The sequence below is a fragment of the Sphingomonas sp. AC522 genome, assembly GCF_979258125.1.
Map to the genome: position 1 here is coordinate 1,413,359 of NZ_OZ409836.1, position 15,113 is coordinate 1,428,471.

General features: G+C 65.9%; 10 protein-coding genes. 9 read left to right on the forward strand and 1 reads right to left on the reverse strand.

Annotation, left to right across the window (positions count from 1 at the left end; translation table 11 throughout):
• The first annotated feature begins 10 nt into the window (after nucleotides 1-10).
• Nucleotides 11-3,211 (forward strand): efflux RND transporter permease subunit, encoded by a 3,201-nt coding sequence (locus tag ACZZZM_RS07015; RefSeq protein WP_463594391.1) that lies wholly within the window; start codon nucleotides 11-13, stop codon nucleotides 3,209-3,211.
• The gene (locus tag ACZZZM_RS07020; RefSeq protein WP_463594392.1) at nucleotides 3,211-4,623 is read left to right on the forward strand and encodes an efflux transporter outer membrane subunit; all 1,413 of its coding nucleotides are present in this window, start codon (nucleotides 3,211-3,213) and stop codon (nucleotides 4,621-4,623) included. Before ACZZZM_RS07015 ends, ACZZZM_RS07020 begins: the two co-directional genes overlap by 1 nt.
• A gap of 13 nt (nucleotides 4,624-4,636) precedes the next feature.
• On the opposite strand, the gene dinB is transcribed toward ACZZZM_RS07020, so the two are convergent.
• A complete protein-coding gene (dinB, locus tag ACZZZM_RS07025) occupies nucleotides 4,637-5,701 on the reverse strand; it encodes a DNA polymerase IV (protein ID WP_463594393.1) in 1,065 nt (354 codons plus the stop codon).
• Between the two features lie 83 nt (nucleotides 5,702-5,784).
• Here dinB and ACZZZM_RS07030 point away from each other — a divergent pair, with 83 nt between their 5' ends.
• The 7 genes from ACZZZM_RS07030 (at nucleotide 5,785) to ACZZZM_RS07060 (ending at nucleotide 15,054) form a co-directional block, all read left to right on the forward strand.
• A complete protein-coding gene (locus tag ACZZZM_RS07030) occupies nucleotides 5,785-7,650 on the forward strand; it encodes an ABC-F family ATP-binding cassette domain-containing protein (protein WP_463594394.1) in 1,866 nt (621 codons plus the stop codon).
• A gap of 98 nt (nucleotides 7,651-7,748) precedes the next feature.
• A complete protein-coding gene (locus ACZZZM_RS07035) occupies nucleotides 7,749-8,633 on the forward strand; it encodes a helix-turn-helix domain-containing protein (protein WP_463594395.1) in 885 nt (294 codons plus the stop codon).
• A gap of 283 nt (nucleotides 8,634-8,916) precedes the next feature.
• Entirely contained in the window at nucleotides 8,917-9,183 is a 267-nt protein-coding gene (locus ACZZZM_RS07040; RefSeq protein WP_463594396.1) for a hypothetical protein, read from the forward strand.
• 75 nt (nucleotides 9,184-9,258) lie between these two features.
• Nucleotides 9,259-10,203, forward strand: coding sequence for a DUF5585 domain-containing protein (locus ACZZZM_RS07045; RefSeq protein WP_463594397.1), 945 nt, complete (start codon nucleotides 9,259-9,261; stop codon nucleotides 10,201-10,203).
• Nucleotides 10,151-12,061: a type I secretion system permease/ATPase gene (locus tag ACZZZM_RS07050; RefSeq protein WP_463594398.1), complete on the forward strand. Its 1,911-nt coding sequence runs from the start codon at nucleotides 10,151-10,153 to the stop codon at nucleotides 12,059-12,061. The genes ACZZZM_RS07045 and ACZZZM_RS07050 overlap by 53 nt, the downstream gene beginning before the upstream one ends.
• The gene (locus tag ACZZZM_RS07055; protein ID WP_463594399.1) at nucleotides 12,058-13,404 is read left to right on the forward strand and encodes an HlyD family type I secretion periplasmic adaptor subunit; all 1,347 of its coding nucleotides are present in this window, start codon (nucleotides 12,058-12,060) and stop codon (nucleotides 13,402-13,404) included. The genes ACZZZM_RS07050 and ACZZZM_RS07055 overlap by 4 nt, the downstream gene beginning before the upstream one ends.
• Nucleotides 13,405-13,449: 45 nt before the next feature.
• Entirely contained in the window at nucleotides 13,450-15,054 is a 1,605-nt protein-coding gene (locus ACZZZM_RS07060) for a hypothetical protein (protein ID WP_463594400.1), read from the forward strand.
• The last annotated feature ends 59 nt before the right edge of the window (nucleotides 15,055-15,113 follow it).

Genomic DNA, 15,113 nt, shown 5'->3' on the forward strand with positions numbered 1-15,113 from the left:
GGCCCGATCCATGAACATTTCCAGCTTCTTCATCGAGCGCCCGATCTTCGCGGGCGTGATCGCAGTCTTCATCACGCTGATCGGCGCCTTTGCCTATCCGCTGCTGCCGCTGTCGCAATATCCCGAGATCGCGCCGCCGACGATCGCCATCCAGGCGGCCTATCCGGGCGCGTCGGCGGAAACCGTCGCCCAGACCGTGGCGGCGCCGATCGAGCAGGAAGTCAACGGCGTCGAGAACATGCTCTATATGAGCTCGTCCTCGAGTCAGGGCGCCGCCCAGGTCACCGTCACCTTCAAGCCCGGCACCGATCTGGATGCCGCTCAGGTGCTGGTGCAGAACCGCGTCGCGCTCGCCGAGCCGCGCCTGCCGGAGCAGGTCCGCCAGGTCGGCGTGACCGTGAACAAGCAGGAATCGGGCTTCCTGATGATCGTGGCGCTGACGTCGCCCGATAAGAGCCTCGATGTCGATTATATCGGCAATTACGCCAACACCCAGGTCCGCGACCGTCTGCTCCGCCTTGAAGGCGTGGGCGGCGTGCAGGTGTTCGGCGGCGGCAATTATTCGATGCGCGTATGGATCGATCCCGACCGCGCCGCCGCGCGCAATCTCACCGCCAGCGAGATCGTTGGCGCACTGCGCGCGCAGAACGTCCAGGTTGCAGGCGGTGCGCTCGGCCAGTCGCCTTCGGGCACCAACAACCCCTCGTTTGAAATGCCTGTCGACGTACAAGGGCGCCTGACCACGGTCGAGCAATTCTCGAACATCACGCTCAAGACCGATCAGGCGGGTGGCGCGATCACCAAGCTGCGTGACGTTGCCCGCGTCGAGCTGGGCAGCCAGGATTATTCGATCCGTGGCTCGTTCGGCGGCAATCGCGGCATTGCGCTCGCAGTCATCCAGCAGCCGGGGGCCAACTCGCTTTCGGCGGCCGATCTCGTCCTCAAGGAAATGGACACGATCGCCAAGACGCTGCCTGCCGGCATGAAATATTCGGTGCCGTACAACCCGACCGAATATGTCGCCTCCTCGGTCGAGGCCGTGCAGGAGACGCTGATCGAGGCGGTCGTGCTGGTTGTGATCGTCGTGCTGATCTTCCTCCAGACCTGGCGTGCCGCAGTGATCCCGATCATCGCCATCCCGATCGCATTGGTCGGAACCTTCGCGGTGCAGCTGGCGCTCGGCTATTCGATCAACTCGCTGTCGCTGTTCGCACTGGTGCTCGCCGTGGGCATCGTCGTCGACGATGCGATCGTGGTGGTCGAATCGGTCGAACGGCATATTCGCGAGGGGCTTGCTCCGCGCGAGGCTGCGCATCGGACGATGCGCGAAGTCTCGGGTGCGCTGATCGCGATCGGGCTGGTGCTGGTGTCGGTCTTCGTGCCGACCGCGCTGGTGCCCGGCATCCCCGGCATCTTCTATCGCCAGTTCGCAGTGACGATCGCGGCGGCGGCGACGATCTCGCTGATCGTGTCGCTGACGCTTTCGCCGGCAATGGCCGCCCTGCTGCTCAAGCCGCATCACGAAACCGATGTGGACAGCGGACCGCGCTGGATGCGTCCGGTCAAGATCGGCGCGACCAAGTTCAATCAGGGCTTCGAATGGCTCTCCGATCGCTATGGCCGTTTCACCGGCCGCGTGGTGCGGATGGGGCTGATCATGATGGTGATCTACGCCGGCCTGCTGGCGCTGACCGGCTGGCGCCTGACCGCGACCCCGACGGGCTTCATTCCCGAGCAGGATCAGGGCTTCCTGATCGGCGTGGTCCAGCTGCCGCCGGGCTCCTCGCTCGATCGCACCACCGAAGTGGTGGACAAGGCCTATGCCATCGCCAGCAAGACCGAAGGCGTGATCGACGGCGCATCGTTCGCCGGCCTAGACGGCGCCAGCTTCAGCCAGGCGTCGAATGCGGGCGTGTTCTTCATCAAGCTCAGCGACTGGGCGGAGCGTGGTGCCGAGAATTCGGCCGAAGCGCTGGCCGGCAAGCTGACCGGCGCGATCGCCGGGCAGATCGAGGGCGCCAATATCTTCCTGCTGTCGCCGCCGGCGGTGCAGGGGCTGGGCAACGGTTCGGGCTTCGTGATGATGATCCAGGATCGCTCGGCCAATGCCGGCTATCGCGGGCTCGAGGGCGTCACCGGCGCGATGATGGGCGCGGCGATGAGCGACAAGAACGTCACTCAGGTGTTCTCGCTGTTCAACACCGGCACGCCGCGAATCCGCGCCGATGTCGATCGCGACAAGGCGCAGCTGCTGGGCGTCCAGCCGCAACAAGTGTTCGACGCGATCGGGACCTATATCGGCTCGACCTATGTCAACGACTTCAACCTGCTCGGCCGCACCTTCCGGGTGACGGCGCAGGCGGAGCCGGCGGCGCGCGATGATATCGCCGATGTCGGGCGCCTACAGGTGCGTTCGTCGACCGGAGAGATGGTGCCGCTGACTTCGGTCGCGACTTTGGTGCGCGATAGCGGACCGTCGCGCGTGGTGCGCTACAATCTGCTTCCCGCGGTCGAGCTGCAGGGCGCTGCGGCTCCCGGCGTCTCGTCGGGCGCGGCGCTGGAATCGATGGAGAAGCTGGCCACGCAGGTCTTGCCGCAGGGCTATACCTATGAATGGACGGGGCTGGCCTATCAGCAGAAGGATGCCGGCGGCAGCGCCGCACTGATCTTCGTTCTCGCGGTGGTCTTCGTCTTCCTGGTGCTGGCGGCGCAATATGAAGCGCTGACGTTGCCGCTGGCTGTGATCCTGATCGTGCCAATGTGCATCCTGGCGGCATTGCTGGGCGTCAATCTGAGAGGGATGGACAACAACATCCTGACCCAGGTCGGCCTGGTGGTGCTCATCGCATTGGCGGCGAAGAACGCGATCCTGATCGTCGAGTTCGCCAAGCAGGCCGAAGAGGAAGGCATGAACCGCTTCGATGCGGCGGTCCATGCGGCCCGCACGCGTCTGCGCCCGATCCTGATGACCAGCTTCGCGTTCATCTTCGGCGTGGTCCCGCTCGCGATCGCAACAGGGCCGGGGCAGGAAATGCGCCAGTCGCTGGGCACCGCCGTGGTGTTCGGCATGATCGGCGTGACGGTATTCGGTCTTATCTTCACGCCGATCTTCTATGTGCTGATGCGCAAGCTCGGGCGCGATCGGAAGGACCGTGACAGGAAGGACGGGGCGCAGCCGCAATTGCCGCTGACGTCGGGAGAAGCACAGTGATGCGTACCGTGATTGCACTCCTGGCCGGGGCGGCGCTGAGCGGCTGCGTCGTGGGCCCCAACCATGTCTCGCCCGCCGCCACGGCGCCCTCTCAGGCCGGGTTCGTCGGAAGCAACGCCCCGGCGTTCGTGCCCGCCGAGCCGCCCGCCGAATGGTGGAAGCTGTTCGATGCGCCGGTGCTCGACACGCTGGTGGCGGAGGCGCTGCGCAACAATACCGACCTGCGCGTCGCCGAGGCGAATCTGCGCGAGGCGCGAGCGCGGCTGCGCGAGACGCGCAATGCGCGGCTGCCCTCGACCGAAGTGAATGCGAGCGCCGGCTATGGCCAAGTCGCGGGATCGACGGTCGGCGTGAATGGCGCCGGTCCGCGCGGCGAGAATTACGATGTCGGGATCGATGTCGGCTACCAGATCGACCTGTTCGGCCGGATCAGCCGCGCGATCGAGGCGGGACGCGCCGACGTCGAGGCGGTGCAGGCGGCGTACGACCTGGCCCGCGTGACCGTCGCGGCGGAGACCACCCGCGCTTATGTCGATGCCTGCGCCAATGGCCAGCAGCTCGCCGTGGCGCGCGAGACGCTGCGCGTACAGGAGCAGACGTTCGACCTTACCCGCCGCCAGTTCGAGGGCGGCCGCGGAACGGCGCTGGAGACCAACCGCGCCGGCGCGCTGCTTGAGCAGACCCGCGCCGATGTTCCGACGCTGGAGGCCGAGCGCCAGGCCGCGCTGTATCGGCTGGCAGTGCTGACCGGGCGCCCACCCGCCGAGTTTCCCGCAGAGGTGGCGTCGTGCGAGATCTCGCCGACGCTCAACAGCGCGGTGCCCGTCGGCGATGGTGCGAGCCTGCTCGCCCGCCGTCCCGACATCCGCGCCGCCGAGCGCCGGCTGGCCGCGGCGACTGCGCGCGTCGGGGTGGCGACCGCCGATCTCTATCCCAGCATCAATCTGGGCGGATCGATCGGCTCGACTGCCAATTCGGTCGATGGCCTGTTCTCCAACTCGGGCTTCCGTTTCGGGCTGGGGCCGCTGATCTCCTGGACCTTCCCCAATATCGGCGCCGCCCGCGCGCGGATCCGTCAGGCCGAGGCCCAGGCGGATGCGGCGCTGGCGACCTTCGACGGCACCTGGCTGCGCGCGCTTGAAGAGACCGAATCCTCGCTCAAGCGCTATGCCGGCGAAGCCGATCGCATGGCGGCGCTGCTGCGCGCGCGCGACCAGAGCGCCGAGGCGGCGCGGATTGCGCGGCTGCGCTATCAGGCGGGTGCCGAGAGCTTCCAGATCGTGCTCGACGCCGAGCGCTCGCTGGCCGCATCCGAGGCGCTGCTCGCGCAATCGCGTGCGCGCTATTCGGATCAGGCGGTGACTTTGTTCCTGGCGCTGGGCGGTGGCTGGCAGGTGGCCTCAAACTCCTGACGGCCAAAAAGCACTAACCGAACAGCGGCATCTCTTTCGGTGCGTCGAAGTTCGAGACGGTGACGCCGACCAACCTTATGCCCTTGGGTGTCGGCAGCACCGAGCGGATCAGCGCCAGGCTTGTTTCGCGGAGGCGCTCATAGCTGTCGATCAGATCGCCATAGCTGCGGCTGCGGGTGATCTGCTGAAAGTCCTGATATTTGACCTTCACCGTCGCGGTGCGGCCGAATTCCTGGTTCTTCGCGCACCACGCCCAGACTTCCTCGGCCATGCGCAGCACGCCGGCTTCGATCTCGGCGGGCTGGGTCAAGTCGCGGTCGAAAGTAGTCTCGGAGCCTGAGGATTTGCGCTCGCGGTTCGGGTTGACCGGGCGGTCATCCTCGCCGCGGGCGATCGCATGGTACCATTCCGCGGAGCTGCCGAAATGCTCGCGCAGGAAGGCCATGGATTTGGCGCGCAAGTCGCCGCCGGTCTCGATCCCCAGCGACTGCATCTTGCGCGCAGTGACCGGGCCGACGCCGTGAAATCGCGATACTGGTAGCGTCTCGACCCAGGCCTCGCCCATGTCTGGCGTAACCGCGAACTGTCCGTTGGGCTTGCGGTGGTCCGAGGCGAGCTTGGCGAGGAACTTGTTGTACGAGATGCCCGCCGACGCCGTGAGCCCGGTTTCCTCGAGGATACGCGCGCGGATCGCCTTGGCTGTCGCCCAGGCGGTCGGGATGCCTTGGAGGTTCTCGGTCACGTCGAGATAGGCCTCGTCGAGCGACAGCGGCTGGATGAGCGGCGTGAACTCGGCGAAGATCGCGCGGATCTGGTTCGAGACCGCGCGATAGACTTCGAAACGCGGCTTGGCGAAGATGAGATCGGGGCACCGCCGCAGGGCCGTGACCGACGGCAGAGCCGAGCGCACCCCGAATACCCGTGCCTCATAGCTGGCTGCCGCGACCACGCCACGCGCCGCGGGATAGCCGACCGCGACGGGCTTGCCACGCAGTGCCGGATCGTCGCGCTGCTCCACCGATGCGAAGAACGCGTCCATATCGACATGGATGATCTTCCTGACGGGCGGCGCGTCCATGCCAGCGCTCTAGCCCAGCGCGAACAGAGACGGAACACCCAAACAGCGCTTCACGCTGCGGCGCAGCAATGCTAGGGGGCGCCATGCTCAATCTGACCGATATCACGGTGCGCCTTGGCGGGCGTACGATCCTCGACGGCGCGACCGCGAAACTGCCGCCGCGCGGGCGGATCGGGCTGATCGGGCGCAACGGCGCGGGCAAGACGACTCTGGTCAAGGTCGTGGCGTCGCAGCTCGAGCCCGATGCCGGCACGATGGACATGCCGCGCGGCGCGAAGCTCGGCTATATCGCGCAGGAAGCGCCGCACGGCGATGCGACTCCATTCGAGACGGTGCTTGCCGCGGATACCGAGCGCGCCGCCCTGCTGGAGGAGAGCGAGTCGAGCCACGATCCGGACCGGCTCGGCGAAGTCTATGAGCGGCTGATGGCGATCGACGCCTATACCGCGCCCAGCCGCGCCTCGCAGATCCTGGTCGGTCTCGGCTTTGACGAAGAGATGCAGCACCAGCCGCTCGACAGCTTTTCGGGCGGGTGGAAGATGCGTGTTGCGCTGGCGAGCTTGCTGTTCTCGCAGCCCGACCTGCTGCTGCTCGACGAGCCTTCGAACCATCTGGATCTCGAAGCGGTGCTGTGGCTGGAGGACTTCCTGAAGTCCTATCCCGCGACGATCCTGCTCGTCAGCCACGAGCGCGACTTCCTCAACAATGTCGTCGATCACATCCTGCATCTGGATCGCGGCAAGCTGACGCTTTATCCCGGCGGCTATGACGCGTTCGAGCGGCAACGGGCCGAGCGCCAGGCGCAGCTCGCGTCGGCGCGCGCCAAGCAGCAGGCGCAGCGCGAGCATCTGCAGGAATATATCGCCAAGAACTCAGCGCGCGCCTCGACTGCGAAGCAGGCACAGAGCCGGCAGAAGGCGCTGGCAAAGATGCAGCCGATCGCCGAACTGCTTGACGATCCGACGCTCACCTTCGACTTTCCCAATCCCGACGAACTGCGCCCGCCGCTGATCACGCTCGACTTGGCCGCGGTCGGCTATGCGGACAAGCCCGTGCTCAAGCGGCTCAATTTGCGCATCGATCCCGATGATCGCGTGGCTTTGCTCGGGCGCAACGGCAACGGCAAGACGACGCTGGCGCGACTGCTCGCGGCGCAGCTGGCGCCGATGGAAGGCGCGATGAATGCATCCGGCAAGATGCGCGTCGGCTATTTCACGCAGTATCAGGTGGAAGAACTCGAGCGCAGCGAGACACCGCTCCAGCACATGACCGTGCTGATGAAGGGGGCGACCCAGGGCGCGGTGCGCGCGCAGCTGGGGCGGTTCGGATTTTCTGGGCAGAAGGCGACTACCGAAGTCGGCAAGCTTTCGGGCGGCGAGCGCGCGCGGCTGGCGTTGGCGCTGATCACGCGTGACGCCCCGCACATGCTGATCCTCGATGAGCCGACCAACCATCTCGACGTCGACGCGCGCGAGGCGCTGATCCAGGCGCTCAACGATTATACCGGCACGGTCGTGCTGGTCAGCCACGATCGCCACATGCTGGAGATGACCGCAGACCGGCTCGTACTGGTCGATCAGGGCACGGCCAAGGAATTCGACGGCAGCCTCGACGATTACATCGCGTTCGTGTTGAGCAAGGAAGGCGCCGGCCCCAAGCTCTCTAAGGCCGACAAAAAGGAAGCCCGCCGCGTCGCCGCCGAGGCCCGTGAAAAGGGTACCGAGCTGCGCAAGGCGGCCAAGGATGCCGAGGCCCAGCTCGCCAAGCTCAACGAGCAGCGCAGCGCCGTAGACCGGGCGATGTTCGATCCATCGACAGCCGAGGCATCGCTCGCCAAGCTGGCCATGACCGATTTGATGAAGCGCCGCGCGGAGCTCGAGGCGGCGATCGAGACGGCCGAAGCGACGTGGATGGCGGCGAGCGAGGCTCTGGAGCAAATCGCCGCCTAGGCCCGCATCTTTTCCCGACCCGGCACGTTTTCCCGTTCTTCCGAGCGGCAAGGTGCCGAGACCATTTTCCAATCGCTTGTTCCCCTGGCTCCGCGATGATGCGGCATGCGTCCGTCCGACCGCTGCCCGGTACGCTTGATGGCGCGATCGACCGGCTCGCTTTGTGCGACTTGCGCGCCGGGGAGCCCTTCGAGGCGGAGGGCGGCGAGGGGCTGACCTTTCACTGCGTGCTTGCGGGCGCGATCCAAACCGAAATCGACGGCGAGCCTGCTATCGTCGTGCCGATGGGTTCGGCCTTGCTGCTCCCTGCCGGGAGCGCCATCAAGGTCGCCGCGGACGTGGCGGGGCGCAAGAGCCGACGCGCACGCGGCCCCGATGCCCGCGCGATGATCGGCAGAGTTAGCCCGCGCGCCGCGGCTACGCTCGGCCTGGGCTCGGTCGCCGGGCCGATCGTATACGAAACCAGCCGTGCGCCGGGTGCTTCGGCAATGATCGCGGCATTGGTGAAGGAACTCGACCGGCCGACGATAGGCACGATCCCGCTGGCTTCCGCGCTTATGAAGCTGTGCCTGATCTATGCGGCGCGCGACATGGCGCAGGGCGTCCCGGTCGGCAGTTCGCGGGTCGGGCGCGCAGTGACCGCAGTGTTGACCGATCCCGGCGCGCCGCACAGCATTGCGTCGCTCGCAGATCTGGTGCGGATGAGCCGCGCGACCTTCATCCGTCATTTCAGGAAGCTGACGGGCTCCAATCCGATGGGCTTCGTCGCGAAAGCTAGGCTCGATCACGCAGCTGAGCTGCTCCGCTCGACCGACCTGCCGATCAAGGTCGTCGCCAATCGCATCGGGTTTCAGAATCACAGCCATTTTGCACGCGCGTTCCGTCGGGTGCACGGCGTCGAGCCCAGCAGCTTTCGCAGGATGCCGGACCAGACCCCTGAATCTAAAGCGGAATCGAATAGATTTACGCGAGCGACTGAATAAAATTTACAAACATAGGTCGTCAGAAATTCATTGGCGGACCTCAGAATATCACTTCGGTTGCGCAACGGACGAGGATCCCTGTCCGACATGATCGTAACCAAATCGTTGATATAGGCGGCTTGTTTCGGGAACGTAACCAATCAACGGCGTTGCAACCACTAATCCATATGGGCGTTTTGGAGGCAATGGGTGTCGGAACGACTGTGACATCGAGAGGGTTTTATCAACGCGTTCCAAGGGACGTGCCCCCAGTAAGACACAACTAAACTCTAGGAGAATTATTATGGGTCCCCTCAGCGACATCTTCAGCAGCAACGAAGACTCCTCGAGCAATTCGACCGATGACTCGAGCGGTTCGCTCGATGGCATGCTCAACAACACGCTCGGCCTCGATGCCAACTCGAGCAGCGAGAATTACGAGCAGGACGAGGATGGCAACACCTCGTATGATTCGAGCGACAACAGCCTGAGCCTCGACAACGACACCGATGGCCTGCTCAGCGGCGTCACGGACTCGATGTCGTCGGCTTCGCAGACCGACGAGGGCTAAAGCCGGATCGCGAGGGCGGGCTGGAGATCCGGCCCGCCCTTCGCACATATTCCCTCGGGGGGAAGAGGCGAGTGAATGGACGACCCTATCCTCTTTAATCCTGAGAACCGCCTGCTCGGCGGCGCCACGGGCGATTTCAGCCTCTATGGCGGCCAGAGCGACCCCAAATTCTCGATTCACCAGGCGCGCGATGACGCGCCTTCGTCGCAAGAGCCGCCCTCCGCGAGCACATCAGGCGCTACGTCTGCCGCCCCCGAGGAAGCCGAGCTCACGGCCCTAATCCTGAGCGACACCCCCCCCGACGCGACCGAAAGCGGCGCCGGATCGCTTTCACCCGCTGCGTTCCTGGTCTCGGCGCCCGAGGCACCGTTCGAGCCGGTCACCATCGCCGCGCCTGCGACCGGCGGCCCGGGACTTGCCAACGCGACCGTCGCCCCGGTCGGCGCGGGTTCGCCGATCCCCGCGCTCGGCGAGGAAAGCGCAGCCGGATCACCCGGCCCGGCGCCAACCGAAGCCCCGCTGACGACCGCGGTTACGGACAGTCTCGCGACAATCGCCTCCGGCAACGTCGCCGCCACCGCGTCCGCCGTTACCGGCACGGTCGATACCGTCGTGGATGGTCTCGCCGACACTGTCGCAGTCGTAACCGGCACTGCCGACGCGTTGCTCGACAATCTCGCCGCCGTCGGACCTGAGGTTACGACTGCGATTTCGCCGATCACCGGCGCAGTCGGCCCCGTGATCGATACGACGATCGGCGCGGTCGATGACACGCTCGAGGGTCTGGCAGGCAGCGATCCGCTCGGCGGGGTCGCGACCCTGGTCAATCTGATTTCGGTCTCCGACATGTTCGACCTCAATCCGGTCAATGCGCCGCCTATTGATGCAGCGGGCGATTCCGGGCTGGGCCTGGTCGACGCGCTCGTCGGCGAAGACCTGCTTCCCGATACGCTGCTCGGCGCCACCCATGAGGATGGTCTGCTCGGCGGCGATCATCTCGATCATCCGCTCGGCCTGTGAGAAGAACCGCATGAACACCAACGAGCCGATCAATCCCAGCCAGGCGCACGAAGCCCAGGACCGGATCAGCGACGCAACTGCCGAGGTCATCGCGCTCGATAGTGCGATGCGCTCCGCTGAACTGAAGCATGGCGACGAATTCGCCTCGGCGCTGTCGCAGTGCAAAAAGCTGTTGCTGACTGCGGCGCTGTTCAGCGGCGGGGTCAATCTGCTGTTCCTCGCCTCGCCGATCTATCTCGTTCAGATCTACAATCGCGTGATCCCCAGCGGCAGCGTCCAGACGTTGGTCGGGCTGAGCTTCGCGCTGCTGCTCGCCTTGGGGACGATGGCGGTGTTCGACGCCGTCCGTGCGCGCATCCTGATTCGCGCCGCGGCACGGCTCGATCGCATCCTGGCGCACCGCGTGTTCCAGGCGACGATCGACGGCGCACCCAAATCCGCCGCGGGCATGCGGAACGCCCAAACCTTGCGCGATCTCGATCTTTTCCGCTCGGCGCTGGCGGGGCAGGGCGCGCAGTTCTTCTTCGACGTGCCGTGGATGCCGCTGTTCCTGCTGGTGCTGTTCCTGATCCACCCGCTGCTGGGCGGCGTGGCGATCGCCGGCGCGGCGATCCTGCTCGGCCTTGCTTTCTGGAACGACCGGGCGACGCGCGAAAGTTCGCAGATCGCCAGCGAGGCGGCAAACCGCTCTTATGCCTTTACCGACAGTGTCGCGCGCTATTCCGGCCCGGTCCGCGGGATGGGCATGGCCGATCGCCTCGCGGTGCGCTGGCACGTCGATCGCGACACGATGATGCGCCGCCAGGCCGAAGGCAGCGATCGCAATGCCGATTTCGCTTCGTCGATCCGCTTCCTGCGGCTGGTGCTGCAGAGCTCGATGATCGGGCTCGGTGGCCTGCTGGTGGTCGAGGGGCAGATCCTGCCGGCGAGCATCTTTGCAGCGAACATGCTGCTGGGTCGCGGGCTGGCGCCGCTAGAAGTCGCCGTGTCCGGCTGGCGCGCCATCGCCAATGCTATCCAGGCGGGCCGGCGTGTCCAGGCGGCGCTCAAGCACACGCCGCCGCCGGCCTCACGGATGAAGCTGCCCGATCGCGACGTCGATATTTCGATCCGCGACATGAGCTACACGCCTCCCGGCGCTTCGCGCCCAGCGCTCGAAAAGATCAATCTCGAGATTATCGCCGGCGAGGCGATCGGCATTGTCGGGCCTTCTGGTGCGGGCAAGTCGTGCCTGGCGCGGCTGCTGGTGACCGCGACCGACCCGAGCGAGGGCAAGGTGTTGCTCGGCGGTATCGAGGGACGGCATTGGACCGCCGAGAATCTGTCGCGCTATGTCGGCTATCTCTCGCAGAATGTCGGACTGTTCCCAGGCACCATCCGCGACAATATCGCCCGCTTCACCGACGCGCCCGACGACGAAGTCGTGAAGGCCGCCCAGCGTGCAAATGTGCACGACATGATCCTGTCGCTGCCGGAAGGCTATGAGACCGAGATCAACGCCGGCGGCTTCGGCCTTTCCGGCGGCCAGCGCCAGCGCATTGGGCTGGCACGTGCAATGTTCGGCAGCCCGCGGTTGCTCGTGCTCGACGAGCCCAACGCGCATCTCGATGCCGATGGCGAGGAAGCACTCGCAGCGGCGCTCTGCACGCTGAAGGCCGAGGGTTCGACGATCGTGCTGATCGCACATCGGCTCAATCCGATCGCGCATGTCGATCGGGTGATCGTGCTGTCGGGCGGGCAGCTGCAACTCGACGGACCGCGGGCGCGCGTCTTCCGCAAGGTCCGCACCGACATCGTCCGTTCGATCGCGCAGGAGCCTGTGATGCCCGAGTCCATCAAAGAGGTCGCCGAGCAATGAAACTCGAATTTCCAGGCTTTGGCGGCTTCGGCAACGGCGCCGCTCTTCCGCTCCCGCGGCGCTTCATCGAGCGCCGCATGCGCCGGCTCGATGTACGCCCGCTCGACGACGCGACCCGGCCGATCCGCATCGGGCTGATCGGCGCCGGGCTGTTCTTCGGCCTGTTCCTGCTGTTCGCGATGTTCGTGCCGATCTCGGGCGCGGCGATCGCAACGGCCGAGGTTTCGGTGAGCGGCTCCAAGCTGGTGATCCAGCCGGCATCTTCGGGGATCGTCGCCGAGATATTGGTGCGCGAGGGCCAGGCAGTGACTGCCGGCCAGCCGCTGGTGCGGCTCAACGGAGTTCGCTCGGGCGCGACGCTGCGCCAGGCCCAGGCCAAGCGCGACGCGCTCCGCGCCGCCGAAGCGCGGCTGATCGCCGAGCGTGACGGCAAGGACGTGCTGCTCTTCCCGGGCGACCTCGCGCAACGCTGGAACGATCCCTCGGCGCGCGATGCCATGGCCTCGCAGCGCGCCTTGTTCGACAAGCATCGTGCGGTGCTGGGCGCAGACCGCGGCATTTCGGGTTCTCAGCTTGAGGCGGCACGCGCGCGGGTCGCCGCATCGGAGCACCAATTGCAGCTGATCCGCGACGAGCTTCGCGACTATCGCTCGCTTTTCGCCAAGGGCTTTGCGCGCAAGACCACGATCCGCTCGCTTGAGCGGACCGAGGCGCAGCTGCTTGCCGATACGCTGACCGGCAAGGCCGCGGTCGAGCAGGCGGAACTCTCGCAGGGCAAGACCAATGACGGGCAGCAACTCGCCCTCGTCTCTGAACTGCGCGAAGTGCAGGACCAGCTGGCCCAGCTCGAGCCGCAGCTCGACATCTCCAAATATTATGCCGATCTCGATTTGATGCGCGCGCCGGTTGCCGGCCGCGTCGCCGGCGTGGCGCAGGTCGGGCCCGGTACGGTGGTGAGCGGCGGGCGGACGCTGATGGAAATCGTTCCCAATGGTCGCGCGCTGATCATCGAAACCCAGGTCAAGCCGCAGGATATCGACGATGTCCGCATCGGCGGTGATGCCGTGGTGCGCTTCTCGAGCGTCAATCCGCACGGCCAGACCGCGTTCGACGGCAAGGTCATCACGCTGTCACCGGCCCGCATTGGCCAGGAAGGTGGCCAGCCCGGATATTATCGCGCACAAATCGTGCTTAACGACCCCGATGCGGTGCGTCGGGCGGGTGTGGAGCTGCAACCCGGTATTCCCGCGAGCGTTAATATCAAGACGAAGAACCGGACCTTGATGGACTATTTGCTCGCACCGTTCAGCGATGCGCTCAGCAAAAGCTTCCGAGAGGAATGAAGATTCGGACGGGATCGGGGACATTATACTAAAGGAGTATTTGCGATGGCATATACCGAAGCTCCAGGAGACCAGCCAATTCAAGACGGCGGTCAGCCCGGTCAAGGCACCAACGGCAACGGCACGAACGGCGGCACCACCGGCGGAATGGGTGACGGCACCAGTGGCGGTACGACCGGCGACGGTTCTGGCGGCGGTACGACCGGCGATGGCTCGAGTGGCGGAACCGGCGGCGGCACGACGGGTGACGGCTCGGGTGGCGGAACCGGCGGCGGCACGGCGGGTGACGGCTCGGGTGGCGGAACCGGCGGCGGCACGACCGGCGATGGCTCGGGCGGTGGCACCGGCGGCGGCACGACGGGCGATGGCTCGGGTGGTGGTACCGGCGGCGGCACGACGGGCGATGGCTCGGGTGGCGGCACCGGCGGCGGCACGACCGGCGATGGTTCGGGTGGTGGCACCGGCGGCGGCACGACCGGCGATGGTTCGGGTGGTGGCACGACCGGCGATGGCTCAGGTGGCGGCACCGGCGGCGGCACGACCGGCGATGGTTCGGGCGGCGGAACCGGTGGCGGCACGACGGGTGACGGCTCGGGTGGTGGCACCGGTGGCGGCACGACCGGCGATGGCTCGGGTGGTAGCGCAGGCGGCGGCACGACGGGTGATGGCTCGGGTGGCGGAACCGGTGGCGGCACGACTGGCGATGGCTCGGGCAGCGGCACAACCGGCGGCGGCAGCGGCAATGGCTCGGTCATCGAAGTCGATGCCAGCGGTGGCCAGCCGCTGGACATCAATCCCGATGGCGATTCACTCGCGACCGTGACTACCAGCAATGATGGCAGCGGCGATGCCGCCGATGCGATTGTCGGGCTGGATACCAGCGGCGATCCGTTGCTCAATATCGATCCCAACGGCGAGGAATTGCTGTCGATCGACGATAGCGGCGGTGACGGCAATGGCGGCAGCTCGTCGAGCACCAACAGCAACAGCATCGAGCTGACCAACGGCACCGACGCATTGCTGTCCGGCAACAATGGCGATGAGGATTCGTCCAACGCCAGCGACCTGGCCGGGCTCGCCAACGTCAATGCGCTGGTCAATTCGGAGAGCAGCGACAATCAGAATGCCGACGGATCGAGTAGCAGCAGCGACTCGCTGACCGCCGATCTCGGGGTCGACGCACTGATTGATGGCGACACCCAGAGCAACGATTCCGATAGCGGAGAAGGGAGCAGCAGCAACGATGCGTCCTCGATCCTTGGCGATGTCGGCGTCGATGTGATGGCCGGCGTCTCGAACAGCGAGACCGATGACGGGAACGGCAATTCGAGCAGCGATTCGTCGATCGATGCCGATCTGGACATCGACGCACTGGCCGAGCTGCAGAATAGCCAGAGCGAGAGCAATGGTGACGGCAGCAGCAGCGGCAGCAGCGATGCGCTTTCGATATTGGCCAGCGATTCCGGCAGTGGCGGCGGTGGCTTCTGGAATAGCGGCAGCGAAGGCGATGGTGACAACGGGTCGGCGCTGATCGACGCCGATCTAAGCGGCGATGGCCAGTTGCTCGACGTCAATCCCGAAGCCGAGTCCCTGCTTTCGCTCGATACCGGCTTCGACTCCTTCGATGACGGCGGGTTCGGCACCAGCTGATCGCGGCTAGATCGCTGGAACGGCAAGTCCCGCCGGCCCGCAATGGCCGGCGGGATTTT

Excerpts from the sequence above, each read along its gene's own strand:
- ACZZZM_RS07015 (WP_463594391.1), top strand. The coding sequence starts at position 11 with ATGAACATTTCCAGCTTCTTCATCGAGCGCCCGATCTTCGCGGGCGTG.
- ACZZZM_RS07020 (WP_463594392.1), top strand. The coding sequence starts at position 3,211 with ATGCGTACCGTGATTGCACTCCTGGCCGGGGCGGCGCTGAGCGGCTGC.
- dinB (WP_463594393.1), bottom strand. The coding sequence starts at position 5,701 with ATGGACGCGCCGCCCGTCAGGAAGATCATCCATGTCGATATGGACGCG.
- ACZZZM_RS07030 (WP_463594394.1), top strand. The coding sequence starts at position 5,785 with ATGCTCAATCTGACCGATATCACGGTGCGCCTTGGCGGGCGTACGATC.
- ACZZZM_RS07035 (WP_463594395.1), top strand. The coding sequence starts at position 7,749 with ATGCGGCATGCGTCCGTCCGACCGCTGCCCGGTACGCTTGATGGCGCG.
- ACZZZM_RS07040 (WP_463594396.1), top strand. The coding sequence starts at position 8,917 with ATGGGTCCCCTCAGCGACATCTTCAGCAGCAACGAAGACTCCTCGAGC.
- ACZZZM_RS07045 (WP_463594397.1), top strand. The coding sequence starts at position 9,259 with ATGGACGACCCTATCCTCTTTAATCCTGAGAACCGCCTGCTCGGCGGC.
- ACZZZM_RS07050 (WP_463594398.1), top strand. The coding sequence starts at position 10,151 with ATGAGGATGGTCTGCTCGGCGGCGATCATCTCGATCATCCGCTCGGCC.
- ACZZZM_RS07055 (WP_463594399.1), top strand. The coding sequence starts at position 12,058 with ATGAAACTCGAATTTCCAGGCTTTGGCGGCTTCGGCAACGGCGCCGCT.
- ACZZZM_RS07060 (WP_463594400.1), top strand. The coding sequence starts at position 13,450 with ATGGCATATACCGAAGCTCCAGGAGACCAGCCAATTCAAGACGGCGGT.